The sequence below is a fragment of the Pseudoalteromonas sp. APC 3893 genome (genome assembly GCF_030408095.1).
Classification (GTDB): Bacteria; Pseudomonadota; Gammaproteobacteria; order Enterobacterales; family Alteromonadaceae; genus Pseudoalteromonas.
This window is the reverse complement of sequence record NZ_JASDCD010000003.1, coordinates 1-26205: the sequence shown is the minus strand read 5'-3', so window position 1 is coordinate 26205 and position 26205 is coordinate 1. Positions and strand designations below refer to the sequence as shown.

Here is a 26205-nt window from a genome sequence, read left to right as displayed (position 1 = left end):
TACAAAGATGCAAAATTATACGCTTTCGCAGATTGCGGAACTTTTAGGCGCCGAACTTGATGGTGACGGCGCTTTAGAAATATCAAAAATTGCTACTCTCGCAAATGCCCGCTCAGGGCATATTGCATTTTTAGCGAATAAGAAATATCGCTCGCAACTAGGTGAAACAAACGCCAGTGCTGTTATTTTATCTGCCGCCGATGCTAAGTATTATCAAGGTAATAAGCTCATTGCTGCGAATCCTTACAATAGCTATGCACGGCTTGCGCAAATAATGGATACTACCCCAGCCTCTGCCGCGCCAGGGATCCACCCCAGTGCAGTTGTTCACCCAGATGCGGATATCGCTAAAACAGCCTCTATTGGGGCTAATGCTGTGATTGAAGCGGGTGCGGTCATTGCAGATAAAGTGCAAGTGGGTGCCAATTGTTTTATTGGCCAAAATGCGAAAGTAGGGCGCAATACTAAGTTTTGGTCAAACGTGTCTGTGTATCATAATGTTGAAATAGGTGAAAATTGTTTATTTCAATCAAGTGCAATCATTGGTAGTGACGGTTTTGGTTACGCGAATGATAAAGGTCAATGGATTAAAATACCGCAATTAGGCGCTGTAATCATCGGTGATAAAGTAGAAATCGGTGCGGGTGTTACAATCGACCGAGGTGCAATAGACGATACAATTATTAACAGTAACGTTATTATAGATGATCAAGTCCACATTGCCCACAACGTGGAAATAGGTTCAGGTACAGCCATTGCTGGGTGTACAGTGATCGCAGGTAGTACTACAATCGGTAAAAATTGTCAGATTGCGGGACTTGTTGGCATAAATGGTCACATTGATATATGTGATGGTGTTATACTTACGGGTATGAGCATGATCACCAAAGCAATTACAGAGCCTGGTATTTATTCATCAGGTATGCCGCACTCTACCAATAAAGAGTGGCGCCGTAATATTGCTCATTTACGTAATTTGCCAGAGATGAAAGGCCGCCTTAAAGCGCTAGAGACTCTGACTAAGTCATTAAACGTTGATAATTTATAAGGATGCTATTTTGGCAAACGAATTAAATAGCCTAGATATACAAGAAATTTTAAGCTTACTTCCGCATCGTTACCCAATGCTGTTGGTTGATCGTGTATTAGATTACACGCCGGGCGAGTCACTTCATGCTATTAAAAATGTGACTTTTAATGAACCGATTTTTACTGGTCATTTCCCTAATCAACCTATTTTTCCGGGCGTACTTATTTTAGAGGCGATGGCACAAGCTACAGGCTTACTTGGTTTCAAAACAGTCGAAAACCGCAGCGAGAATGAACTATACTTATTTGCAGCCATTGATAATGCACGCTTTAAACAGCCTGTTGTCCCTGGAGATACTATGCATTTACATGTAGAGTTTTTAAAAGAGCGCCGCAATATATGGAAATTTGCAGCAGAAGCGAAAGTTGATGGTAAGGTAGTATGTACTGCTGAAATCATGTGTGCGAGAAGAGAGCTTTAATTGTGATCCATCCTACAGCGATAATCGAATCAGGTGCAAAACTAGGCGATAACGTCTCCGTTGGCCCTTACAGCTATATTGGTAACGATGTGGTTATTGGTGATAACTGTATTATTGAATCTCATGTTGTTGTTAAAGGGCCATCTACTATTGGTTCTGGCAATCATATTTTTCAATTTGCGTCTGTAGGCGAAGCCTGCCAAGACAAAAAATACAATGATGAACCTACCACACTGATTATTGGCGATAATAATGTCATCCGTGAGTGCGCGACCATTCATCGCGGTACGATACAAGACCAAGGTGTTACTAAGATTGGTAGCAACAATTTGTTTATGGCGTACACTCATGTTGCCCATGATGCTGTGATAGGCGATAACGTTATTTTTGCTAATAATGCCTCTGTTGCTGGCCATGTACATATTGGTGACTGGGTTATCCTTGCAGGTAACTCAGGCATCCATCAGTTTTGCAAAATAGGCGCACATGCATTTGTCGGTATGTACTCAGGCGTAAACAAAGATGTACCGCCGTTTGTTACAACGATTGGCACGCCGGCGGGTCCTGTTGCGATTAATACCGAAGGCATGAAACGCCGTGGTTTTGAAAGTGATGAAGTCATGGCGACACGTCGTGCTTATAAAACACTTTATCGTAAGAGCCTAGGTGTTGAGGACGCGATTGCAGCACTGAGTGAAGATGCTGCTAAATATCCTGCGGTACAGCTTATGGTTGATTTTGTAAAGAATTCAGAGCGCGGGATTATTCGATAATCTTAGTGTTTTTTAAAAGCCACCGCTTAGCAATAATCGGTGGCTTTTTTGTATTTATTTTTTAGCGGTAGTTTAGCCACAATCATTCGGCGTACTTAGTCAAATAGCAAACCTAAACGATGGACTGATTAGAGGTAATAAAATAACCCCCGTCCAGTAAACTAAAAACGGGTTACTAAGGATATATAATCTGGTTCAGTTTCTAGTAATAACTGGTGAGAATTCACGGCTCTGACTTCGCCATTTTCAAGCCATATTACTTGGTCCATGGTGCTCAAAAGTTGCGGATCATGGGTAATAGTAATAATAGTTTTTTCCGCCATAACATTCATAACAGTATCTATCACGGCATGTTTAGTTTGGTTATCTAAGCTTTCGGTTGGTTCATCAAGAACAACAATTGCGCTGTTTCGAAGTAATGCTTGTGCAATAGCTATTCGTCGTGCTTGGCCTTGCGAAACTGTACGCCCAGCTGTGCCTAAACGTGTTTTCAAACCATCAGGTAATTGTGCTAGCCATGAACCCAGTTGAGCTTGTTCACAGACTCGTATTAATGCTTCATCGCTCGCTGTTGGCATTGCATACCTTAGATTCTGTGCTAATGTTCCATCAAATATATGGTGCTGTTGTGCAACGATAGTAAGTAGTTCGAACCGATTGTCAGTTGATAGCTGGTTAATATTGATTGGGCCTTGTTCACTAAGTAGTTCTATTTGACCATGTTGTATCGGCCACAAACCACTTAGTAGGTTTATTAACGTACTTTTACCGCTGCCACTTGGGCCAACTAATGCAATCTTTTGTTTTGCTTTAATGGTTATATTTACTTTACTTAACGCTACCCTAGTTGTGTTATAGCTATAATCAATGTTAGTAAAATTGATACCAAGAGGCTGTTTTTTTACATTTACAGTCGGTTTATCGGAGTCATTACTAAGTTTATCTTCAAGCTCAAAAATACGTGCGGCAGCACTGAGGGCGTTGGGTAATTGGATAAAGGCATTAGGCAGGTTCAGTACAGTTTCGAAGCTAGCTAATACAAATAAGCTCATCATTGCTAACTCTACGTTCGCTATCTCATTGCTGCTTACTAGCGGCACTAATATAATAATACTGCCCAGCATAGTCAGTTGGGTGATTAATAATGTAAAACCATCGCTATTGGCCAGTGCGCCGTGGCGCTTTTGAATATGTCGATTATAGAGCTCACTGGCTTTATCACATTGATTGCGTTGTTGAGCTGATGCTTGATATAGTGCAAGTTCACGTGCGCCTTTTAAAGAGTCAGATAATTGTGCGCGCAATAATGCTGATTGCACGCGTTCTTGTGCTGCTGTTTTATTAAATTCATGTCCTAAAAAGGCAGGAACAACAACGCCGACAATCATTAAAGATGTAAAGCATAAGAGTGCCACATTAGGATTATAGGCACTCATAAACAGCATGATCACAGGAATACTGATCAAGGCAACGATGATTGGCAATAACACATTTAAGTAAAATGTATCCAACGCATCTACATCATCTTGCATTCGACTTACTAAATCAGCACTGCGGCTCATGGCTAAGTCTACATTACTGAGTTTACTTAACGTTGCAAATACACTCACTCGTATTTCACTCAATAACAAAAATGTCGCATTATGAGTAATTAATCGCTCGCCATAACGCGATGCGGTTCTAACAATAGCTAAAAACCGAATTACGCCTGCTGGAGTAAAGTAATTCATATGCACAGATGCAATGCCTGCTGCGGCCATAGCGGCTAAAAACCAGCCGGATATTGCCAGTAAGCCCACATTTGCAAGTACCGTAAGAGTAGATAGAAACGCACCGAGTAGAAGCATTCCAAGGTGAGGCTTACATAACTTTAGTAAGCGAATAAAATTAGTCATGTTGCGCACCTGCACGGGCTAACTGCCACAGCTTTCCATGTTGCTGATAAAGTTGCTGGTAATTACCTTGTTCAATTATTTTACCTTGCTCTAAAACATAAATGTTATCTGCATTTGTAATTGTGTTTAAGCGGTGCGCAATAACCAACACCAAATGCTCTTTAGCGTAGTCAACAATTGCCGAGTTGATCAGTTTTTCAGTTTGGCTATCGAGGTGGGCACTGGGTTCGTCTAGCATGAGGATAGGCGCGTTTTTTAAAAAGGCGCGTGCTAGCGCAATGCGTTGCTTTTGCCCACCCGATAATCCTTCACCGTGTTCACCCAGAAGTGTATCAAACCCTTGAGGTAGCGTTTGTATAAACTCAAGCGCACCGGCTTTTATAGCCGCTTGCTCTAATTGTGCTTGGGTAGCATCGGCTTTACCAAGGCGTAAGTTTTCTGCAACACTCATATAAAACAGGGTAGGCTGTTGGGGGATCCAAGCTATATGTTGTTGCCAGCTTTGGCTGTCCAGTTTACATAGGGGAGTATCATTAATGATTATTTGGCTATTAGCTTGCTGATGAAAACCCAATAGACAGTCAAATAATGTACTTTTACCCGCGCCGCTGTCGCCTATAAAAGCCACTAAGCCTTTGACAGGAAAAGCTAGGTTTATATTACTTAAGCCTTCTTTGCTTTGCGGGTAATAAAAGCTGAGCTGTTTTGTACTTATACTTTGTATAGGTAATGATAGCTTTGTTTGTTGCGCTGGCGGTAATTCTTCATCTGCATTAATAATATCAATCATATCAGCGGCAGCGCTAATGCCCTCTAAGCGAGCATGATAATGAGTGCCCATCTGGCGAAGAGGTAAATAAAATTCAGGGGCTAGTAGTAACACAACAAAGCCTGTGGCAAAGTCTAGGGTGCCAAAAAACAATCTAAAGCCGATGATCACTGCGACTAATGCGACACTTATGGTGGCAAAAAATTCTAAGGCGAATGCTGATAAAAACGCGACTTTTAACACACTCATGGTTGAAGTACGAAAATCATCAGAAATTTTGGCTATATTAGATAGCTCACGCTGGGTGGCATTAAAGAGTTTTAATTGGGTTAAGCCATTTAATCTATCGAAAAAGTAATTGCCCAATACAGAAAGTTGTTGCCAACGTTGTTGATTGATTTCTTCAGCTTTATGGCCAACTAAAATCATGAAAAAAGGGATCAGTGGAGCTGTAAATAAAAAGATAAGCCCGGCTTTGTAATCAGTAGGAAATATAATAACTAAAATAGCTAAGGGTATTAATGCACTGTAAGCGACGCTGGGTAAGTAATTAGCATAATATTGATGTAGAGCCTCAACACCATTGTGTAAGGTATTCAACGTAGCGCCGTGCCCTTTCTGCTCACTATAAATCGGCCCAAGACGATTTAGCTTTGCCAGTAAGGTTTTACGCATGGCGGTTTTTATTTTCTGTGCCGCATAATGACTAATTCGCTCGCTGAGCGCTAAAAAGAGAGCACGTAGTAAAATTAATCCGGCCAGAGGCCATAGTAGGTAGGTGATATCATCTAGTTGTTTATCTGCAAACATGACTAAATGGACAGCATTAGCGATTAAGTAGCACGAGGCTATCATTAGCAACGCGTTTAATGTTCCAAGTAAAATACTGATTTTTAAAAGGCGTGAGCCGCTGTGACTATATTGCTTTAAAAAAGCGCGCAGCTTAATTTGCTGCGCGCGATCAGGACGGGATTTAGTTGTCATTTTGGCGTTTTAGTCTTTCATGCAACTCAAGTTCATCATCAGCAATACTGTCTTTGTGTTGCTGAAACTCATACCACATAACATTAATAACGCCTAAAGTGCAAGCAAGTAGAACGCCTAGTATCCATGCGAAATACCACATAATTTATCTCCTTAGTAGCTACCATGAGTGTTATTTTCAATTTCATCTTTAGTGACTTTACGCCACATTTTCACATAACACCAAGTTGTGTAAATTAATATAATTGGCACAAAAATTATTGCCGCAATGAACATGACATTAAGCGTCATATGACTTGATACCGCATCCCACATAGTCAAACTAATATTGGGGTTATTACTTGATGGCATAACGAATGGGAACATAGCAGTCCCGGCAGTCATAATAACGCCAACTAACATCAAGCTAGTTGAGGCTAAGCCTAAAGCAGGCTTATTTATTACTGAGAAAATAACTGCCATAGTTGCCATAACAAATGCCAGTGCTGGGAATATCATGGTTAATGGCACTTTCGAGTAATTATCAAGCCAAGCACCTGAACTTGTCGTGACAACTTTAGCTAATGGGTTGGCATAACTTTGAGTATCACTCATTGATACAACTTGATAACCATCCATATTTGCAACCCAGAAGCCAGCAGCGGCAAATAATATAATAAATAATATTAGTGCGTAACGGCCAAACTGAGCAGAGCGCTGAGCAACTTCAGCATCAGTTCTCAGCTGTAGCCACATACCAGCATGTCCCACAAGCATGGCAACACTTATTACACCTGCAACAAGAGCAAAGGGATTAAGTAAGCCAAAGAACGAGCCTTGGTATGTTATACGCATAAAGTTATCAATATTAAAAGGTACACCTTGTAGTACATTACCAAAGGCAACACCAAATACTAATGCCGGAACAATGCTGCCAACTAGGAGTGCCCAATCCCAATTATTACGCCACTTTGCAGATTCAAGTTTAGAGCGATAATCAAATGCGAGCGGGCGTAAAAACAGTGCAAAGAGTACGAGCATCATCGCAAAGTAAAAGCCAGAGAATGCCGCAGCGTATACCATCGGCCAAGCAGCAAACAAAGCACCGCCGGCGGTAATAAACCACACTTGATTACCATCCCAGTGAGCACCAATAGTATTGATCACAGTACGACGTTCTATATCTGTTTTACCAACCAAGCGTAATAAAATTGCTACCCCCATGTCCATACCATCAGTGATAGCAAAGCCAATGAGTAACACACCAATTAACAGCCACCAAATGAACTTTAAGGTTTCGTAATCAAAAATCATGATTGTGCTCCTTGGTTTAATTGTTTATCGGCTTTTTCAAGTTCAAAGTGGTATTTACCTGTATGCAGAGAGCTTGGACCTTGCTTAACAAATTTTAGCATCAACCAGCCTTCTATAACTGCTAGAATAATGTAGAAAATAACAAAGCCAGTAATGCTCAATAATAAGTCATTGACGGTCAGTGACGAGGTCGCTAAGAATGTTGGCAGTACCTCTGATATTGCCCAAGGCTGACGGCCATATTCGGCAACAATCCAACCAAACTCAATGGCTACCCATGGCAGTGGAATACTCCATAATGCAGCTTTGAGTAGCCAACGTTTTTGTTCAATAACACGATGAGCGTTGTAGTAAAATGATAGGGCGAATACAACCAGCATGATCACGCCGCAACCAACCATGATCCTGAACGACCAAAACATAGGCCCAACCCGTGGGAAAGAATCTTTAACCGCTTTTTGAATTTGTTCTTCGGTTGCATCAACTACATTAGGGGTATAACGCTTTAATAATAAGCCATAACCAAGGTCATCTTTTAGAGTATCAAACTTTGCAATATTGGCTGGGGTATTATCGCCGTTTCTCAGCTTTTCGAGGTATTCATATGCAATCATACCGTTACGAATTCGTACTTCATGCTTTTTCTCTAAGTCACTAATCCCTGTAACTTCCTCATCAAGCGAGCGCGTTGCTATTAAGCCTAATGCGTAAGGAATTTTAACCGCAGCATGAGTAACTTGCTCATCTGAGTCAGGAATACCGATAGCGGTAAATGCAGCCGGAGCTTCTTCGGTGTGCCACTCAGCTTCAATAGTAGCGAGTTTAACTTTTTGTACTTCGCCTACTTCGTAGCCTGATTCATCGCCGAGTAAAATAACACATAATATGGAGGCTAAGCCAAAGCCTGATGCAACAGAAAATGAGCGTTTTGCAAAGGCTAAATCACGGCCTTTTAAGATGTACCAGCTACTAATACCCAACACAAACATGGATGCAGCTACATAACCTGCAGATACGGTATGAATAAACTTAACTTGTGCCACAGGGTTGAAAACGAGTTCAGCAAAACTAGTCATTTCCATGCGCATAGTTTGATAGTTAAATTCAGCGCCCACAGGGTTTTGCATCCAACCATTTGCTATCAGTATCCACAGTGCAGATAAGTTAGTACCAATGGCCATCAGGAATGTTGCACCTAAATGCTGGCGTTTGCTTAAGCGCTGCCAACCTAAAAAGAACATACCAACAAAGGTTGATTCTAAAAAGAAAGCCATTAAGCCTTCAATCGCCAAAGGAGCACCAAACACATCACCGACATAGTGAGAGTAATAAGACCAGTTGGTACCAAATTCAAATTCCATAGTTAAACCTGTTGCAACACCTACGGCAAAATTAATGCCGAAAAGCTTACCCCAGAACTTAGTCATATCGCGGTATATCTCGCGGCCTGTCATTACATAGACAGATTCCATGATCACCAAAATCCAAGTCATGCCGAGGGTTAACGGTACGAAAAGAAAGTGAAACAGGGCGGTGATTGCAAATTGCAATCGCGATAGATCCACAAAGGCTTCATCTATCATTATTAAGCTCCTTAAGTTTGACGGTTAGCTTTAGCGCATTTCAGAAATTACTGAAAGTTCACTAATGTTAATCTTATATTAAGTTTAGTCAACTAAAAAATAGTATAAAGAACACTAAGAGTAGTTCCTTTTTATTTATATTAGATAATTCTAATGTAATACTAGTAACAAAAGCAAAAGTATTCAATTGTTTAATTTTTTTTATTGTTTTCTCCACTTTTGTACCTAATATTTGTCGAAGGCTGAGCAGAACCGACGTGGATGGTATTTTTATAATTAAAGTATTTATTAACTCTATGACATTTATCCTATTGGCAAAACACGTTAAACTGACAGAAATAAATGCAACGCTAATTGCGAATAAAATAATCAATGAACAATCAAACTAAACCGTTACGTATCGCCATAGTGGTGGGTGAGTTATCAGGTGATATATTAGGTGAGGGCTTAATAAAAGCGCTGAAAAAACGTTATCCTAATGCCTTATTTGAAGGCATAGCTGGGCCTAAAATGCAAGCCCAGGGCTGTAGTAGCCTTTTTGATATGGAAGAGCTGGCTGTGATGGGGCTGGTTGAAGTGTTAGGTCGTTTACCTCGATTATTAAAAATTCGTAAGCAGCTAGTGCAGCACTTTATTGATAACCCACCCGATGTTTACATTGGCATAGATGCGCCCGATTTCAATTTACGTATTGAAAAGCCATTAAAAGATGCGGGTATTAAAACAATTCAATATGTGAGTCCCTCTGTTTGGGCGTGGCGTGAAAAACGTATTTATAAAATAAGTGCCGCTACTAACTTGGTACTTGCTTTACTACCCTTTGAAAAAGCCTTTTACGATAAACATAATGTACCTTGTACATTTGTCGGGCATACATTGGCGGATGACATTGCCCTTGAACATGATGATAGTGCGGCGCGTACGCAACTTGGCCTAAACCAAGATGATAAAGTATTAGCGCTGTTACCTGGCAGTCGTGGCTCGGAGGTTGGGTTATTAAGTGAGACTTACATAAAAACAGCCGTTGGCTTACAGGCGAAAAACCCGAATTTAAAAATAGTGGTGCCCCTCGTTAATGACAAGCGTAAAGCACAATTTAGTGAAATTTTAGCAGCCACAGCACCCAATTTAAAAATACAACTGTTGGATGGACAATCTGACATTGCCATGCAAGCAGCAGATGCTATTTTAATCGCATCAGGTACTGCCACCTTAGAGGGTATGCTGTATAAAAAACCAATGGTTGTGGGCTATAAAATAAAAGCAATGAGCTACTGGATTTTCAAAAGCTTATTTACTTTTAATATTAAGTATTTTTCATTACCTAACTTATTAGCCGATGAAGAGTTAGTCCCAGAGTTTATGCAAAAAGATTGTAACGTTGATAATCTAACAAATGCACTTGAACCCATGCTCAATAGCGATAACAGCGAGTTAAAGGCCCGATTTTTAGCAATTCATCAGCAAATACGTTTAAATGCCAGTGAGCAAGCAGCGGCAGCAGTAGCGGAGTTATTAAATGCAAATTGAACGACCAAACCTAACTTTTATTGCCGGTGTTGATGAAGTCGGCCGTGGGCCGCTTGTTGGTGACGTGGTTACTGCTGCGGTCATACTTGATTCAGCAAACCCGATTGCAGGTCTTGCAGATTCAAAAAAATTAACAGATAAAAAACGTCAAGCACTGGCTATCGAAATCAAAGAAAAAGCACTTTGTTGGTCAATTGGCCGATGTAATCCAACAGAAATTGATGAGCTAAATATTCTACACGCTACTATGCTAGCCATGACTCGAGCGGTAGAGGGATTAACGACTACACCAGAATTTGTTTTTGTTGACGGAAATCGACTGCCTGCTTTAACAATGCCAGCACAAGCAGTCGTAAAAGGTGATAGCTTAGTAGCTGAAATTTCAGCTGCCTCTATTTTAGCGAAAGTTGCTCGTGACGATGAAATGATTGAATTAGATAAACGTTATCCGCAATATGGTTTTGCAGGGCATAAAGGTTACCCGACAAAAGCGCATTTTGCTGCACTTGAGCAATACGGCGCAATTGATGAACACCGCAAAAGCTTTAAACCAGTGCAACGTGTACTGGCTATGCAGGAGCAGTAATGGCAGCTCCAGATTTTGTACATTTACGGGTTCACTCTGACTTTTCAATGGTTGATGGTTTAGCTAAAACCAAGCCGATTGTTGCCAAAGCACAAGAGCTACAATTACCTGCGTTAGCAATTACCGATCAAATGAACTTGTGTGGTTTAGTGCGTTTTTACGATACAGCCCACAATGCCGGAATAAAACCAATCGTTGGGGCTGACTTTTGGTTACACAGTCCAGAGTTTCCCGAAGGGCCGTGTCGACTTGTTATTTTAGCCAAAGATAATACTGGCTATAAAAACCTAACACTGCTTATTTCAAAAGCATACCAGCGTGGGCATCTATTTCACCGCCCTGTAATAGACCGAGATTGGCTGGTGGAGCATAAAGAGGGCCTTATTTTGCTCTCTGGCGCAAAAGATGGTGATTTAGGTAAGGCACTCTTAAAAGGCAACGCGGGTATTATTGAATCAGTGGTCAGCTTTTACAAACAGCATTTTAGCGATCATTACTATATTGAGCTTATTCGCAGTTCACGTGCTCAAGAAGAAGAGTATCTACATTTAGCGGTTGAATTGGCAAGCGTTGAGCAGTTGCCCGTGGTTGCCACCAACGAAGTGGTGTTTTTAAAACCAGAAAACTTTGAAGCGCATGAAATTCGCGTTGCCATTTTTGACGGCTATACGCTTGATGACAAACGTCGGCCTAAACGCTTTTCACAAGAGCAGTACTTAAAAACGCCAGAGCAAATGGCTGAGTTGTTTAGCGATATCCCTGAAGCACTACAAAACAGCGTCGAAATAGCCAAGCGCTGTAATGTAACGGTACAGCTTGGTACTTACTTTTTGCCAGATTACCCCACAGGCTCGTTAAAAATTGAAGACTTCTTAGTTAAAGTCTCAGAAGATGGCCTTGAAGAGCGGTTGCAGTTTTTATTCCCTGATGAAAATGAGCGAAAAGAAAAACGCGTAGAATATGATGAGCGACTAAAAATAGAGCTCGACGTAATTAACCAAATGGGTTTCCCTGGTTACTTCTTGATCGTAATGGAGTTCATCCAATGGAGTAAAGATAACAATATTCCAGTAGGGCCAGGGCGTGGTTCTGGTGCGGGTTCCTTGGTGGCTTATGCACTTAAGATCACCGATCTTGATCCGCTTGAGTTTGACTTACTTTTCGAACGTTTCTTGAACCCTGAACGTATCTCAATGCCGGATTTCGACGTCGATTTCTGTATGGATAGGCGTGATGAAGTAATCGACCACGTATCAGCGCTGTATGGGCGGGACGCGGTATCGCAAATCATCACCTTTGGTACCATGGCAGCAAAAGCGGTTATTCGTGATGTTGGTCGTGTGCTTGGCCACCCTTATGGTTTTGTTGACCGTATTTCAAAATTGATACCTGGCGATCCGGGGATGACCTTAGCAAAAGCTTTTGACGTTGAGCCGCGCTTGCAAGAGGCTTACGATGGCGACTCAGAGGTTAAAGACTTAATTGATATGTGCCGCATCCTTGAGGGGTGTACACGTAATGCCGGTAAGCATGCGGGTGGTGTTGTTATATCACCCACCACCATCACTGACTTTGCAGCCCTTTATTGTGATGATGAAGGTAAATTCCCCGTTACTCAGTTTGACAAAAATGACGTTGAAACCGCGGGCTTGGTTAAATTCGACTTCTTGGGTCTTCGCACGCTGACAATCTTGCAGTGGGCAATTGATATGACCAACGAGCGCCTTGAGCGTGAAGGCAAAAAGCCGGTTGATATCAACGCAATTCCACTGGATGATAAAAAGAGTATAGAGCTATTATTACGCGCCGAAACAACCGCGGTATTCCAGCTCGAATCGCGGGGTATGAAAGATCTGATCAGGCGTCTTAAACCTGACTGCTTTGAAGATATGATAGCCTTGGTGGCCTTGTTTAGACCAGGCCCACTGCAATCGGGCATGGTAGATAACTTTATCGACCGTAAATTGGGCCGAGAAGACATCTCTTACCCAGATGCACAATATCAGCACGAAAGCTTACAGCCTATTCTTGAGCCTACTTACGGCATTATCTTGTATCAAGAACAGGTAATGCAAATTGCACAGGTCTTAGCTGGTTACACGCTAGGTGGCGCGGATATGCTGCGTCGTGCAATGGGTAAGAAAAAGCCAGAAGAAATGGCAAAACAACGTTCAACCTTTGAAGATGGGGCAAGAAATAACGGCATTGACGGCGAACTTGCAATTAAAATCTTCGACTTGGTAGAGAAGTTTGCGGGTTATGGTTTTAATAAATCTCACTCAGCAGCCTATGCGCTAGTATCATACCAAACCTTGTGGATGAAAACGCACTATCCGGCTGAGTTTATGGCTGCGGTAATGTCGGCAGATATGGATAACACCGATAAAATCGTAATTTTGGTGGATGAATGTGAAAACATGAAACTCACCTTATTACCGCCGGATGTAAACGCGGGTGAGTTTAAATTTGCTGTAAATCAGCAAGGCGAAATTGTTTACGGTATCGGCGCTATTAAAGGGGTTGGTGAAGCGCCTGTTGATGCAATTTTAGAAGCGCGCAGTGAAGGCGGCCCGTTTAAAGATTTATTTGATTTCTGCGCCCGGGTGGATTTAAAGCGTTTAAATAAACGTGTCACAGAGAAGCTCATTTACGCTGGTGCACTCGATCAACTTGGCCCAGATAAAACCCAACCAGGACGTGCCACGCTGCTAGCGAGCCTTAAAGATGCGATGCGCGCCGCGGATCAACACAACAAAGCAGAATCTCTTGGTCAAACTGATTTGTTTGGTTTACTTGCCACAGAGCCTGATGAAGTTGAACAAGCCTTTATAAAAGCTACACCATTAACAGATAACCAGTGGTTAGACGGTGAAAAAGAAACTCTAGGTCTTTATTTAACCGGTCACCCGATAAATCAATACCGTAGAGAGCTTAAACATTACACCACAGGCCGTTTAGTCGATTTACAGCCAACTAATCGTGATGTGCAATCAACCGCTGCAGGCCTTGTTATTGCAGCACGTACACTAATAAATAAGAAGGGAAATCGATGGGGGCTTATAACTTTAGATGACAAGAGTGCCCGTATTGATGTACGCTTATTCCCAGAACAGTTTGAAATGTACCAAGATATGCTGCAAATCAACAATATCTTGGTAATATCTGGACAGGTCAGCTTTGATAACTTCTCTGGTGGCATTACAATGACCGCCAGAGACATATGCACCATAGCGCAAGCGCGAGAAAAACGCATAAAAGCGATCAAAATGACGCTAAATATGGTGCAAATCGAGGCTAACTTCTTCGATAATTTACAAAAAGTACTCGAACCTTATAAGTTTGGTACATGTCCGATTAGGGTTTTCTATCAACGTCCAGATGCGTTGGCTGAGTTAACCTTAGGTACAGAATGGTGTGTTACGCCTAGTGATGACTTAATTCATAAGCTTTCACTAATGGCTGCACAAGATGTAGAACTAGAATTTAACTAATTAGGTAGTTTAGAGCATGAGCCTCAATTATCTTGATTTTGAGCTTCCAATCGCAGAATTAGAAGCAAAAATTGAAGAGTTACAAAATATAAGCCGCGCTGGCGAATTAGACCTTGAGTTAGAAGAGGAAGTCAGCCGATTAAAAGAAAAAAGCGCCCAACAAAAAGAGGAAATATTCTCTAAATTAGGTGCTTGGCAGGTTTCTCAGTTAGCCCGTCATCCGTTGCGTCCTTATACTCGAGATTATATCGAGCGCATTTTTACGGAGTTTGACGAGTTAGCGGGTGATCGTACTTTTGCAAATGATCCGGCTATTTTAGGTGGTGTAGCACGTTTTGAAGGTCAACCAGTAATGGTGATCGGTCAACAAAAAGGACGTGATACAGCTGAAAAAATTAAACGCAACTTTGGTATGCCAAAGCCAGAAGGTTACCGTAAAGCATTACGCTTAATGGAAATGGCTGAACGTTTTAAAATGCCAATTATGACTTTCATCGATACACCAGGTGCATACCCAGGTGTTGGTGCAGAAGAGCGTGGTCAATCTGAAGCTATCGCACGTAACTTAAAAGTAATGGCAGCACTCAAAGTGCCAACTATTTGTACAGTTATTGGTGAAGGTGGTTCAGGTGGTGCACTGGCAATTGGTGTTGGCGATCGCGTTAACATGTTGCAATACAGCACTTATTCAGTAATTTCGCCAGAAGGGTGCGCATCGATCCTTTGGAAAAGCGCTGATAAAGCACCGCTTGCTGCAGAAGCTATGGGTGTTACCGCTGCCCGCGTTAAAGAGCTTGATTTGATCAACAACCTAGTCGAAGAGCCTTTAGGTGGTGCACATCGTAACTACGATGCAATGGCACGTAACCTTAAAAATCAGCTTAAACGTGACCTTGCAGACTTACAAGCGCTGTCGCTTGATGAAATGCTTGATCAACGTTACAAACGATTAATGTCATTTGGTTATTGCTAAAAAATAGCTCGAATGCAGAAAAAAGCCGCTTTAGCGGCTTTTTTGTTTTAAAATGTTTGTAAGCTAGGAGCTATTCATTAATTATTTTGCGGTTTAATTCATGCACTCAACACCCTTGTACCAAAAAGTAAAAAGCACCATTGCCCCGTTTGTCGATGATAACCAAACGTCATTTACGATCGCGCTCTCAGGTGGGGTGGACTCTGTGGTGTTATTGCATGTGATGAATGAAATGAAACGTGAAATACCAGCGCTACAACTGAGTGCGGTTTACGTTAATCATGGCTTGAGTAACTATGCTGATGACTGGCAGCAGTTTTGTGCTGATTTATGCCGACAATTAAATGTCGCATTTACGGCTGCGCCAGTAACCATCGAGCAACGTTCACGCACGAGTTTAGAAGAGCAAGCCCGTGATGCACGCTATTTAGCATTAGATGAGTATAGCGCTAAGGGCAGTGTTATTTTATTGGGCCAGCATTTGAATGATCAGCTTGAGACTTTTTTACTACGCCTTAAACGCGGCTCAGGTTTGAAAGGCTTAGCATCTATGCGGCAAACCCGCAGACTTAGCAGTGGCCGTGTTTGCTTTAGACCGCTATTAAATGTTACACGCTGCGCAATAGAGTCATTCGCGAAAGTGTTTTCGCTTGCGCATATTACCGATGATTCCAACACAGATGAACGCTTTGACCGTAATTTTATCCGCCAAAAAGTGGTGCCAGTTTTATCGGATAAATTTACCGGTTTTGAAAAAAGCGCCTCACGTAGCATTAGTTTACTGCAGCAACAGCAAGATTTACTGCATGAATATAGCTTGCAAGATTTAGCTAAATGCCAAAATGAAACTCAAGGCTTAAGCTGCGGCGAGCTTGCAATGTACAGTGCTGCACGCCAAGCAAATGTATTACGTTGTTGGCTTGAGCAGTTTACTGCCTTAATGCCATCGCAAAAGCAAACTGAGCAAATCTTAGAGCAAGGGATTAATGCACAGGTTGACGCACAATTAAAAATACAATTAAAAGACGGAGACATCTGTCGTCATCAAAGTTTTTTGTATTTTGTAAAACACCAAACGCAAGAGCCTCTGGTTGTAACTGAGCGCTCTGATAATACTTTTATTCTAAATAACGGCGCTCATATTAGCGTAGTGCAAGGGAAGGGGGTTAGGCTTCCTCAAGCCGATGAGCATGTAACAGTGAGATTTGATTACCCTCAGGAAAAAATAAAACCTTTGAATAAACCCGGCCGTAATACCTTAAAGCACTGGTTTAAAGATGCAAAAGTAGCCCCTTGGTTACGAGCCAGTGTGCCACTTATTTTTTATAACGACGAATTAGTTCAAGTCGTCGGTTACTTCATCAGTGCAAATCATGTTAGCGATGAAGGAATTTTTTGGGAGTACCATACATGAACCAGCAGCCTCATGTCGGCTTATCACTTGTTAATAAAGCACCGCTTGGCTTGTTAGTAACAACATTGATTGCAATAGCAGCAGGTTTTTTATTTGAAATCGACTTACTAACTTTACTCTATGCGTTTATAGGTGGCCTAGCCTGTGGAATTATTTTAATCGCTTATTGGCTGGGTAAAGGGGGAGTTTATTTTATTGCTGGGGTGAGCGTGCCGTTATTATTGGTGGTCATGATGCCGCTTGCCACCATGGCAGCGTTACTTTATTTAGTGAGTGGGTTCTTTTTTGGTTTTTGCTTAGCGTTACTAGGTTATAAGCTAATAAGTAAAGGTTAAGCGCCTTGGGGGCTAGGCGCTATCTATTTTGTTAATACGCTCTGGCGCAGTTTCTACCCGCGGCTTTAGCTTTGTATAAGCCTTTATCAGCGCGCGAAAATATCTCATCTTCACAATCATGGCTATTTACCAAAGTATAGCCAATACTCGTGGTGACTTGGTATTGTGCCATAACACTTGAGTCACCGACTAAACGCATTATGCGCTGCGCAATGACTTTATTAGTAATAAATTCAGGATCGTCGATTAAAATAGCAAACTCGTCGCCACCAAAGCGAAATACTGAGTCGGTGCCGCGAATACTGGTTTGTAATACTGTTGCAAACTCTTTTAATACGTCATCGCCAATTTTATGACCAAAGCTGTCATTAACTTGCTTAAAGTTATCTAAATCAAGCAACATCAAACTAAATGGACGATGCTGACGCCGACAGCGTTCCAGCTTTTCTAATAGAATGTCATTAAATTGGCTGCGGTTATTTAACCCCGTTAGCGTGTCTTTAGTGGCTAAACGTAACACGCGGTTATACATTAACGCATTTCTCAAGGGGTACACTAAGGCATTATGTAATCCCACTAGCTTAGCTTCAATACTCCCTGTTAGTGGATACTGACTAAAGTAAATCAATTGCCCTAAATGCTCATTGTTTATATCTAAATCAAACGAGTAGGGTGAATTGGTATTATCACTGTTATTAACTTGGGTCACACCTTGCGACGATTGAAACTGCATACCTGAAAAATTAATAACTTGCTTGGCATTTTCTGCGTAAATGCTGAGTATTTCCTCAATATTTAACGTAGTTTGTAGCTTTGCAACTAAACTATGAATAGCCGCAGGCTCATTATTTCGGTAATGCTCTGCCGAAAACGGCAGGAACTCGCCACGTGCCGAAATGCGTTGCGTCAAAATATGGACGTTTTCCACTGAAATCTCCCCCCAGGAGTGGTTATAACTTAAATGAAGCGATTTTTGTGCCACTATTTCAAACTGGCTGAAAAACAAATTGCCCCAGAAGTTAAAATTCTTTTGCGTACGAGAGACGACAGTGAGCTCGAATTACAACAAGTGCTGGGCGTACCAGAAGTAGTGCCAGAGACCCTTGAAGCCAGTTTAATATTGGTATCACATGTGTTGTATATGTCAGGTGTGCCAATGACCCGTATCGTTAGAAGAGTGAGTAAAGAACGTAGACATCGCTATAAGTATTTACATGGCTTTTTTGCTGGCGAAGAATTTAGCAAAGAGGATAATAATGCAGAGCGACTAGAGTACTTACATGCCATAGCATTACCTGAGGGTGCGTTTTCGGTTGATAAAAGTATTAGTGAGCTTAATTTAGAAAAGCGCAGAGTAACGGTAAGGGCTTTGCGCCGCCAAGGCCGTGAAATAGACTCGCCCTCACAACATACTATTTTACTCACCGGCGACATCTTAGTACTTCAAGGTAAGCCTAGGCGAGTAGAGCGTTACCTTATTGATGGCAGCGAATAATTTAATCTAGCTCTAAAAATGCCCTGATCTGTGGAAGTTTTTCTATACCATCTTTATAGCCTATTTCAATTAAATGTTGGGTATAGCGTTTTTCGAATAATAAGTAACTGGTTAAACTCGACTGAGAGCGTTTTTTTACACCAATCATACGCAAGAGCATTTTGATGGGCAGCGGCATATCATCATAATACTGAGCAGCAATGGCATTAAAGTTCTCTGATGGGTTTATCACACAGGTATCTATTTGTTTTAGCTCTTGGTGTTTATCACGTCCTGGCATGAGTCCCAATGTACGGTTTATTCGTTGTAAGCGCTCTAAGTCTGATTGCAAGGTATCGCTAAAAACACTATCAAGTAAATGACCCGCAATAGAAGACAACCCCGGGAAATGCGGCAAGTAGCCCGGTGGATGTAGCTCTTTTGGTTGATCAACCCCGATAATAAATATTTTTTCAGCGCCTAAATGCACACTCGGGCTAAGTGGTGACAGCTGATGAATTGAACCATCACCAAAATAGTGATTGTGTACATTAACACTTGGGAACACCATCGGAATTGCACTGGATGCCATTAAATGCTCAACATTTATTCGTGTCGCTTGCCCTTCACGCTTGGCTCGTTGCCAAGGTGATTGAGTGTTCGACTGGAAAAATGCCACAGAGTCACCCGTGGTATAACTAGACGCCGTAATTGACAATGCATCTAAATAATTACGGTGAAGGTTACGCTCAATGCTGGTTAAATCTAATATCTCGCTAAGTAACTTGCGAAGCGGCTGATTGTTAAGCAAACTAGCTGGTGGATGGTTAATATGCTCAGACTGAAAACTGGTCAGCATATTTCGCGCTATATGGCCAAATACACTAATAAAGTCACTTTTATAAACCATTGAAGTAGAGAAGTTTTTCCACACATGTTCGAGCTTTCGAGTGGCTAAATGGGCACAAGATGCATAGCAGGCCAAAGCTGCCGAGTTTATTGCCCCCGCTGAGGTGCCATTTATAATAGTAAAAGGAAGCGGAGCTGTGCGAGGCATACTTTGCGCAAGTGCTTTTAATACCCCGACTTGATAAGCAGCACGCGCGCCCCCCCCAGTTAATAGTAGAGCTACTTTAGGCTTATTTTTATCGACTTGTTTTATTTTCATGGTTGCGATTAAACTGTTGACCGTCTTTACTTTATTTATTAACTGTAAGTCTTTAAGCTAGAAGAATCAAAGGATACCTGAGCGAGAACACTTTTTTATCGCTTGATTGGGAATTTTACTCACTTAGTCGACTCTAAGTGTTTGAATAATGCATTTTAATTTTTATGGAGTTCGTATGTCAGATCAATCACCACAGCCAGATGTCGAAAAACGTCCACCAAACAACAATTTGTTATTTGCACTTGTTATACTGATTGTTATTGCATGTGCTGCCGCATTTGTTTTATTAAGCTCGGATGAAGAGCCACAGCCCGTTGTTGAGCAAGCCCCTGTAGAGCAACCAATTCAAGAGTATAAAGCACCAGAGCCAAAGGAAACTGAGCCTGAACCAGAAGTATTACCAGAGCCTGAGGTTGTAGAGCGTCCACCAAGTAGAGATGCAGAGCCTGCTCTGGAAGTTAAATCGCTACCTAACTTAAATGAAAGTGATGAGGTGGTTGTTGCTAATATTGACGAATACCTAAGTGACCAAGTTATGGGATTATTGGTGACAGATGATGTTATTCGCCGCGGTGTTGTATTTATTGACAACCTAGCAAAAGGTAAAGTAGCTGCTAAGCATGCCCCAGTTGAACGCCCTGAAGAAAGTTTTAGCGTTATTGAAGGTGAAATACTCACGATTGACCCTAATAGCTACGAACGTTATACCCCGTACGTTAAAATATTTACTAGCATGAGCGCAGCGCAAATAGTGCGTTTATACGAAGAGTATAAGCCGCTTATTAACGATGCTTATACCGAGATTGGCTACCAAGGTGATGCGTTTAATCAAACCCTTGAAGAGGCTATTGAGTTACTACTTGACACACCTGAGCCAAAAGGTGATATGCCATTATTACGCGACTCAGTAACGTATCAATATGCTTACTCAGAGTGGGAACGTTTACCCGCAGCACAAAAACAGCTATTACGCATGGGTCTAGAGAACATGAAAAAAGTAAAAGCCGTGCTGCGTAACGTACAAGCAGAACTCGATAAGCAACAGTAAGTAATAATTAAAATCGTATAAAAAACAGTGCGATTGTGTGTTTAACATGCAATCGCACTTTCTTTTTTGATTTCCCCTTGAATAAGAGTGAAAAAGTAGAGATAATCCCTCCCGCGCCAAACAAGGCCCTCAATGGTAGTCTTATTGGTCCTCTCGCAACACTAGCAGGCGAACCTGGTCAGGCCCGGAAGGGAGCAGCCACAGTTTGTGACGTGTGTGCCGAGATGTGGCTGGTAAGACTGCCACCCAAATTCCTCATTTGGGTGTTGTTTGAAGTATAAGTTGACATATTTGTACTAAAAGATGGCATAAATTGGAAGTATAAGGTGGCATAGTCTAGTATTTAACCAAATGGTTAGATGGTTGACTCACATGTACAGAAGAAAACTCAAACACTCCCGTGTTAAAAACCTCCATAAATTTGCTAGTCAAAAAAATAAATCTACCTGTTTAGTTGAATCCTCTTTAGAGTTTGATGCTTGTTTCCATTTTGAATTTTCACCATCAATAGCCGCATTTGAAGCACAACCACTCGGTTACGAATATCAGTTTGATAACCGTATTTGTCGTTACACGCCTGACTTTTTACTTATCCACACAGACGGCACGCAAAAATTTATCGAAGTAAAACCACAAAGCAAAATTGCCGATGAAGACTTTCGTGCACGTTTTATTGAAAAGCAAGCCATCGCTAAGCAAGATGGACGCGATTTAATACTGGTTACTGATAAGCAAATCCGTGTATACCCAACACTCAATAACTTAAAGCTTTTGCATCGCTACTCTGGTTTTCAGTCTTTAACAGAGCTGCAAGCATCGGTGCTAGAACTTGTTAAGCAATACGGCTCTATTAAAGTGGGCCAGTTAGTTAACTTTTTAAAAGTAACTGCCGGTGAGCTACTTGCTACGGTGCTACGCTTATTATCACTAGGGCAGTTATTTGCCGACTTAACTACAAATGAAATATCAATAGAAACAGCAATTTGGTCTAACAATGTTTAATGACGGTTTGTTTGATGATGAATTTAACCAGCCATTACCAAAAGCAGAAACCAAACTACCTCAAAATTACGCCAAAGATTTACAAGCCCTTCCTGAAAAAATTAAAACTACAACATTTGCTAAGCTTAAATATATTCAATGGCTTGAGGCTAATATTCAAGGCGGTTGGACACAAAAAAACCTTGAGCCTTTATTAAAAGTAATGCCCGAAGTTGAGGGAGAAAAGAAGCCTAGCTGGAGAACCGCTGCACGATGGTATAGCGCTTATACCAATGCAGATAAAAATATCATGGCGCTAATTCCAAGCCATCAAAAAAAGGGTAACAGGGAGCGCGATACAGCCACCGATAAGTTTTTTGAAAAAGCGCTTGAGCGTTACTTAGTAAAAGAAAAACCATCAGTGGCTTCTGCTTATAAGTATTATGCAGATTTAGTTATTATTGAAAACGACAGTGTTGTGGGCAGTGTTTTAAAGCCTTTAACATACAAAGCGTTTAAAAACAGAATAGATAACTTACCACAATACGAAGTAATGATTGCTCGTTATGGTAAGCGCCTTGCTGATATTGCTTTTAATAAAGTAGAAGGGCATACACGGCCTACCCGAGTACTCGAAAAAGTTGAAATTGACCATACACCGCTTGATCTTATTCTATTAGATGATGAGCTGCATATCCCACTTGGTCGGCCAACACTCACTATGTTAGTAGATGTGTATAGCCATTGTATTGTTGGCTATTACTTTAGTTTCAGCGAACCCAGCTATGATGCAGTAAGGCGAGCAATGCTAAATGCGATGAAACCTAAAAGTGAAGTGGCAAAACTATACCCAGATACGCTAAATGAGTGGAAGTGTGCTGGCAAAATTGAAACTCTCGTTGTTGATAATGGCGCTGAATTTTGGAGTAACAGCCTTGAACTTGCTTGTGAAGAGATAGGCATTAATACTCAATATAACCCTGTCGCAAAGCCTTGGTTAAAACCATTTGTAGAACGCATGTTCGGCACAATTAACACTGAATTATTAGACCCTGTTCCCGGTAAAACCTTTTCTAACATTTTACAAAAGCATGAATACAATCCCAAAAAAGATGCAATCATGCGCTTTACGACCTTTATGCAGTTATTTCATAAATGGGTAGTAGACGTTTACCATCAAGATGCCGACAGCCGATTTAAGTACATACCAAGCCAACAATGGGATCAAGGCTTTAATACGTTACCACCAACAGTGCTGAGTAATGATGATCTTCAACAACTGGATGTTGTGCTCAGTATTTCAAATCATAGGGTGCTTCGTAAAGGTGGGATACGGCTAGAAAACTTAAGCTACGACAGTACTGAACTGGCCAATTATAGAAAGCAATTTAGCCACAAGGTATCTCAAGAAGTTTTAATTAAATTAAACCCCGATGATATTTCTTATATATACGTTTACCTCGATAAGCTAGAGCATTACATAAAAGTGCCATGCATAGATCCAAACGGTTATACTCAAAATTTAAGTTTGAATCAGCATAAAATAAATATACGCATTCATCGCGATTTTATTTCGGGCTCTATCGATAATGTAGGCTTAGCAAAAGCGCGTATGTTTATTCATAACAAAATTCAAAGCGAGTTTGAAGGTTTAAAAAATGCGCCAAAACACTCAAAAGTAAAAGGGGGTAAAGCATTAGCTAAGCATCAAAATGTAAATAGTGACTCACAAAAATCAATCACGCAGAGCAAACACGTAGAGGTTAAAAAGGTTACACCTAAAGAGCAACCAGCTGATAGCTGGGATGACTTTATCTCAGACCTAGATGGATTTTAATTATGCTGACCGACAAACAAAAAGAAAAGCTTAATGAATTTCGCGATGTATTTATTGAATACCCAATAATAAGCACGGTATTTAACGACTTTGACAGATTAAGACTTGGTAAAGGGCTAACAGGTGAAAAGCCTTGCATGCTGTTAAATGGCGATACAGGCACAGGTAAAACAGCACTAATAAAACAGTATAAAGAACGTCACTTACCGCAATTTATTAATGGAGTGATGAATCACCCTGTATTAGTCAGCCGCATACCGAGCAATCCGACATTAGAATCTACTTTAGCCGAGCTTCTTAAAGACTTAGGGCAAGTAGGCAGCACAGAGCGTAAGCTACGAATAAACGGTACTCGGTTAACGACATCATTAATTGAAAATTTAAAAACGTGTGGTACTGAGCTTATAATTATTGATGAGTTCCAAGAGCTAATTGAGCACAACCAAGGTAAAAAGCGCCGCGAGATTGCTAACCGATTAAAGTATATTAACGACGAAGCGGGTGTATCAATTGTATTGGTAGGAATGCCGTGGGCAGAAAAAATAGCAGACGAACCTCAATGGTCATCGCGTTTATTAGTAAGGCGGCAGCTGCCTTATTTTAAATTATCAGAAAACCCAAAGCATTTTGTACAACTAATAATTGGCCTAGCTAACCGAATGCCATTTACTGAAAAGCCAAACCTAAGTGAACAAGCTACAGTGTTTGCTTTGTTCTCTTTATCAAAAGGTTGTTTTAGAACATTAAAATACTTTTTAGATGATGCCGTACTTTACGCATTAATGGATAACGCTAATACCCTCACGACCAAGCACTTAGTCAAAGCATTTGATGTACTGTTTCCTAATATATCAAACCTATTTACTTTGCCCGTTGCAGAAATTACAGCAAGCGAAGTTGAACGCTATTCACTATACAAACCTGAAAGCGCCCAAGACGAAGACCCATTTATAGCGACCAAGTTTACTGAACGGATGCCGATTAGTCAGTTGTTGAGGAAATAAAAACTTATATTTTAGTACTGAATTATAAACTATAACATCATTCATTTAGTCTAATTTTACTTTTGGCAATCATATTGAGAGAATCTATCTTGAGTACTTGTAAATTTTCATTTCGGGGTGAAGCTTTAATATTAATACCAAAGTGCAAGTCTATTTTTTCATGATCATTCTCACTTAAGTGCACTAAGTCTAAAAACTCACCCCCACATTCTTTGATAAAGTTATACTTCTTTTTTACTTTTAAAAATTCATTTTTAAATTTGTCTTCGTTATAAATTGTTTCTAATTTAAACAATTTAGAATTTTTCTTAATAGACTCATCTCTTATGATCAACTCAACTTCAACATCTTTTAATTCAAGGTTTTTATCATAAAAATTAGGGTTGGCTATATTAAATTTGAAAAAAGGCTTTTGATAATCTATTGATTTATCATAAGGATTTGCATAGCCCAAAGTAGACACTGAAGCTTTGTACCTCTCATTACAACGTTCACCAGCAGGAATTAGATTTGAAAGCGTAGTTGCTAAGAATGGAAACTTTGATTTTGGATAGAAATGATCGAATGCTGGACGGTACCTAGCATCATTATCAAAAATAGAAGTAATGTCCTCTTGATTACAATATGGGCACACCGAAATTTTCAATTCGTTAATCAGTTCGTAACCGAATTTTTGAGCCATAATGTCGTATTTAAAAACCTTTGAAAACTCTATTACCCATAGAGGTATAAACTTTAGTCCTTTAGATAAGCTTGTTTTACCATGCTTTAAATTACTTAGCTCTACTAATGCATCTCTTTTTTCTGATGCTTTTCTGTTAACTCTACGATTGAGCTTAAGGGATTTCTCTAGAAAGCTGCTTGGATTATTGATGAAAAAGTCATTTAGATTTTTTAACGTCGTTTCAAATAAAACATTAATTTTGGCTTTTTCTTTTGCCGCAGTGAGCTTTAAAGCTTCAATTTCTAGTAAGTTATAATTTAGTTTAAGATTTGTCAGAAAGAGTTCAGGGCAGTAATATTCTAAAAGCTCAGGAAATTTTTCATAAGTATCAGTGATAACTAAGTGTAAATTTTGGGCTTCCTCAAATGTAATGCTTTCTAGCTTATTTGTTGAGAAATAAGTAATTAGTCTTTTACGAACTTCTTTGTCGTGTATTGACTCAGCTAGCTTATCAATACTAGGAACTAAAGTTTCTGCAACGACAAACTTTTTGTATTGAGCTGTGAGGTCTGGACATTTAACTGGAATAATTTTAATCATTTTTTTTCAGGTGCGCATTCTCATGACTTTGATCACCGATTCTCATCAGCTTTGATCACTTGATTTATCATTTTGTAGAGCCGTTTTTAAATTAGCTTAACTGATCATCATCAGTCAATTTATTTAACTGTTTTCGTATCGATTCTCCTTTTAAATTCAACTTAATCGAACCATGAATTAGCCTATCTAAAATGGCGTCAGCATGAGTTGATTCTCCTATCATCTCATGCCAGTTTTCCTGCGGGAGCTGGCTTATTATTATGTGTGATTTATACCCGTACCGCGCATCGAT

22 protein-coding genes, 1 other RNA gene and 1 pseudogene are annotated in these 26205 nt (G+C 40.6%); 15 read left to right on the top strand and 9 right to left on the bottom strand.

Features of this window, described 5'->3' with window-relative positions; genetic code table 11:
* Positions 1–7 precede the first annotated feature (7 nt).
* Genes lpxD through lpxA form a run of 3 tightly spaced genes read left to right on the top strand, consistent with a single transcriptional unit; the run spans position 8 to position 2284 of the window.
* Positions 8–1048: a UDP-3-O-(3-hydroxymyristoyl)glucosamine N-acyltransferase gene (lpxD, locus tag QMA12_RS06070; protein ID WP_290209557.1), complete on the top strand. Its 1041-nt coding sequence runs from the start codon at positions 8–10 to the stop codon at positions 1046–1048.
* 10 nt (positions 1049–1058) lie between these two features.
* The gene (fabZ, locus tag QMA12_RS06065; protein ID WP_290209556.1) at positions 1059–1511 is read left to right on the top strand and encodes a 3-hydroxyacyl-ACP dehydratase FabZ; all 453 of its coding nucleotides are present in this window, start codon (positions 1059–1061) and stop codon (positions 1509–1511) included.
* A gap of 2 nt (positions 1512–1513) precedes the next feature.
* A complete protein-coding gene (gene lpxA, locus QMA12_RS06060) occupies positions 1514–2284 on the top strand; it encodes an acyl-ACP--UDP-N-acetylglucosamine O-acyltransferase (protein WP_290209555.1) in 771 nt (256 codons plus the stop codon).
* A 161-nt stretch (positions 2285–2445) separates the two neighbouring features.
* Here lpxA and cydC read toward each other — a convergent pair whose 3' ends face one another.
* Genes cydC through QMA12_RS06035 form a run of 5 tightly spaced genes read right to left on the bottom strand, consistent with a single transcriptional unit; the run spans position 2446 to position 8808 of the window.
* Positions 2446–4179: a thiol reductant ABC exporter subunit CydC gene (gene cydC, locus QMA12_RS06055; RefSeq protein ID WP_290209553.1), complete on the bottom strand. Its 1734-nt coding sequence runs from the start codon at positions 4177–4179 to the stop codon at positions 2446–2448.
* Positions 4172–5932, bottom strand: a complete 1761-nt coding sequence (gene cydD, locus QMA12_RS06050; RefSeq protein WP_290209551.1) for a thiol reductant ABC exporter subunit CydD — start codon at positions 5930–5932, stop codon at positions 4172–4174. The genes cydC and cydD overlap by 8 nt, the downstream gene beginning before the upstream one ends.
* The gene (gene cydX / locus QMA12_RS06045) at positions 5922–6074 is read right to left on the bottom strand and encodes a cytochrome bd-I oxidase subunit CydX (RefSeq protein WP_290209549.1); all 153 of its coding nucleotides are present in this window, start codon (positions 6072–6074) and stop codon (positions 5922–5924) included. Before cydX ends, cydD begins: the two co-directional genes overlap by 11 nt.
* A gap of 11 nt (positions 6075–6085) precedes the next feature.
* Positions 6086–7225: a cytochrome d ubiquinol oxidase subunit II gene (gene cydB / locus QMA12_RS06040; RefSeq protein WP_290209548.1), complete on the bottom strand. Its 1140-nt coding sequence runs from the start codon at positions 7223–7225 to the stop codon at positions 6086–6088.
* Entirely contained in the window at positions 7222–8808 is a 1587-nt protein-coding gene (locus tag QMA12_RS06035; protein WP_290209547.1) for a cytochrome ubiquinol oxidase subunit I, read from the bottom strand. The genes cydB and QMA12_RS06035 overlap by 4 nt, the downstream gene beginning before the upstream one ends.
* Before the next feature lie 372 nt (positions 8809–9180).
* Between QMA12_RS06035 and lpxB the strand changes: the two genes are divergently transcribed.
* The 6 genes from lpxB to QMA12_RS06005 all read left to right on the top strand — a co-directional run bounded on the left by lpxB (position 9181) and on the right by QMA12_RS06005 (position 17137).
* A complete protein-coding gene (gene lpxB / locus QMA12_RS06030) occupies positions 9181–10338 on the top strand; it encodes a lipid-A-disaccharide synthase (protein WP_290209545.1) in 1158 nt (385 codons plus the stop codon).
* Positions 10328–10924, top strand: coding sequence for a ribonuclease HII (rnhB, locus tag QMA12_RS06025; RefSeq protein WP_290209543.1), 597 nt, complete (start codon positions 10328–10330; stop codon positions 10922–10924). The genes lpxB and rnhB overlap by 11 nt, the downstream gene beginning before the upstream one ends.
* A complete protein-coding gene (dnaE, locus tag QMA12_RS06020; protein ID WP_290209542.1) occupies positions 10924–14415 on the top strand; it encodes a DNA polymerase III subunit alpha in 3492 nt (1163 codons plus the stop codon). The genes rnhB and dnaE overlap by 1 nt, the downstream gene beginning before the upstream one ends.
* A 16-nt stretch (positions 14416–14431) precedes the next feature.
* Positions 14432–15388, top strand: a complete 957-nt coding sequence (gene accA / locus QMA12_RS06015) for an acetyl-CoA carboxylase carboxyl transferase subunit alpha (protein WP_087530680.1) — start codon at positions 14432–14434, stop codon at positions 15386–15388.
* 100 nt (positions 15389–15488) lie between these two features.
* Positions 15489–16802 (top strand): tRNA lysidine(34) synthetase TilS, encoded by a 1314-nt coding sequence (tilS, locus tag QMA12_RS06010; protein ID WP_290209541.1) that lies wholly within the window; start codon positions 15489–15491, stop codon positions 16800–16802.
* The gene (locus QMA12_RS06005) at positions 16799–17137 is read left to right on the top strand and encodes a hypothetical protein (protein WP_087530678.1); all 339 of its coding nucleotides are present in this window, start codon (positions 16799–16801) and stop codon (positions 17135–17137) included. Before tilS ends, QMA12_RS06005 begins: the two co-directional genes overlap by 4 nt.
* 31 nt (positions 17138–17168) lie before the next feature.
* Here QMA12_RS06005 and QMA12_RS06000 read toward each other — a convergent pair whose 3' ends face one another.
* Entirely contained in the window at positions 17169–18065 is an 897-nt protein-coding gene (locus QMA12_RS06000; RefSeq protein ID WP_087530677.1) for a GGDEF domain-containing protein, read from the bottom strand.
* A 66-nt stretch (positions 18066–18131) separates the two neighbouring features.
* Between QMA12_RS06000 and QMA12_RS05995 the strand changes: the two are divergent.
* Positions 18132–18632 (top strand): annotated as a pseudogene (locus QMA12_RS05995) (TrkA C-terminal domain-containing protein); the annotation flags it as partial.
* Between the two features lies 1 nt (position 18633).
* Here QMA12_RS05995 and QMA12_RS05990 read toward each other — a convergent pair.
* Positions 18634–19779 carry a patatin-like phospholipase family protein gene (locus tag QMA12_RS05990; protein ID WP_087530675.1) on the bottom strand — a complete coding sequence of 382 codons (1146 nt, stop codon included), beginning with the start codon at positions 19777–19779 and terminating at the stop codon, positions 18634–18636.
* A 175-nt stretch (positions 19780–19954) separates the two neighbouring features.
* Here QMA12_RS05990 and QMA12_RS05985 point away from each other — a divergent pair, with 175 nt between their 5' ends.
* From QMA12_RS05985 to QMA12_RS05965, 5 genes are all read left to right on the top strand, one after another.
* Positions 19955–20827, top strand: a complete 873-nt coding sequence (locus QMA12_RS05985; protein WP_290209538.1) for a DUF3014 domain-containing protein — start codon at positions 19955–19957, stop codon at positions 20825–20827.
* Positions 20828–20969: 142 nt separating this feature from the next.
* An RNA gene (ffs, locus tag QMA12_RS05980) (signal recognition particle sRNA small type) lies at positions 20970–21066 on the top strand.
* Positions 21067–21199: 133 nt separating this feature from the next.
* Positions 21200–21829, top strand: coding sequence for a TnsA endonuclease N-terminal domain-containing protein (locus tag QMA12_RS05975; RefSeq protein ID WP_087530673.1), 630 nt, complete (start codon positions 21200–21202; stop codon positions 21827–21829).
* Entirely contained in the window at positions 21822–23645 is a 1824-nt protein-coding gene (locus QMA12_RS05970; protein ID WP_087530672.1) for a Mu transposase C-terminal domain-containing protein, read from the top strand. Before QMA12_RS05975 ends, QMA12_RS05970 begins: the two co-directional genes overlap by 8 nt.
* A gap of 2 nt (positions 23646–23647) precedes the next feature.
* On the top strand, positions 23648–24649 hold the full coding sequence (locus QMA12_RS05965; protein WP_290209536.1) for a TniB family NTP-binding protein: 1002 nt from the start codon (positions 23648–23650) through the stop codon (positions 24647–24649).
* Positions 24650–24686: 37 nt separating this feature from the next.
* Here QMA12_RS05965 and QMA12_RS05960 read toward each other — a convergent pair whose 3' ends face one another.
* Complete coding sequence (locus tag QMA12_RS05960) at positions 24687–25913, bottom strand: hypothetical protein (protein WP_290209535.1); 1227 nt, start codon at positions 25911–25913, stop codon at positions 24687–24689.
* A gap of 91 nt (positions 25914–26004) precedes the next feature.
* On the bottom strand, positions 26005–26205 hold a 201-nt coding region (locus QMA12_RS05955; protein WP_290209534.1), incomplete at its 5' end, for an ATP-binding protein.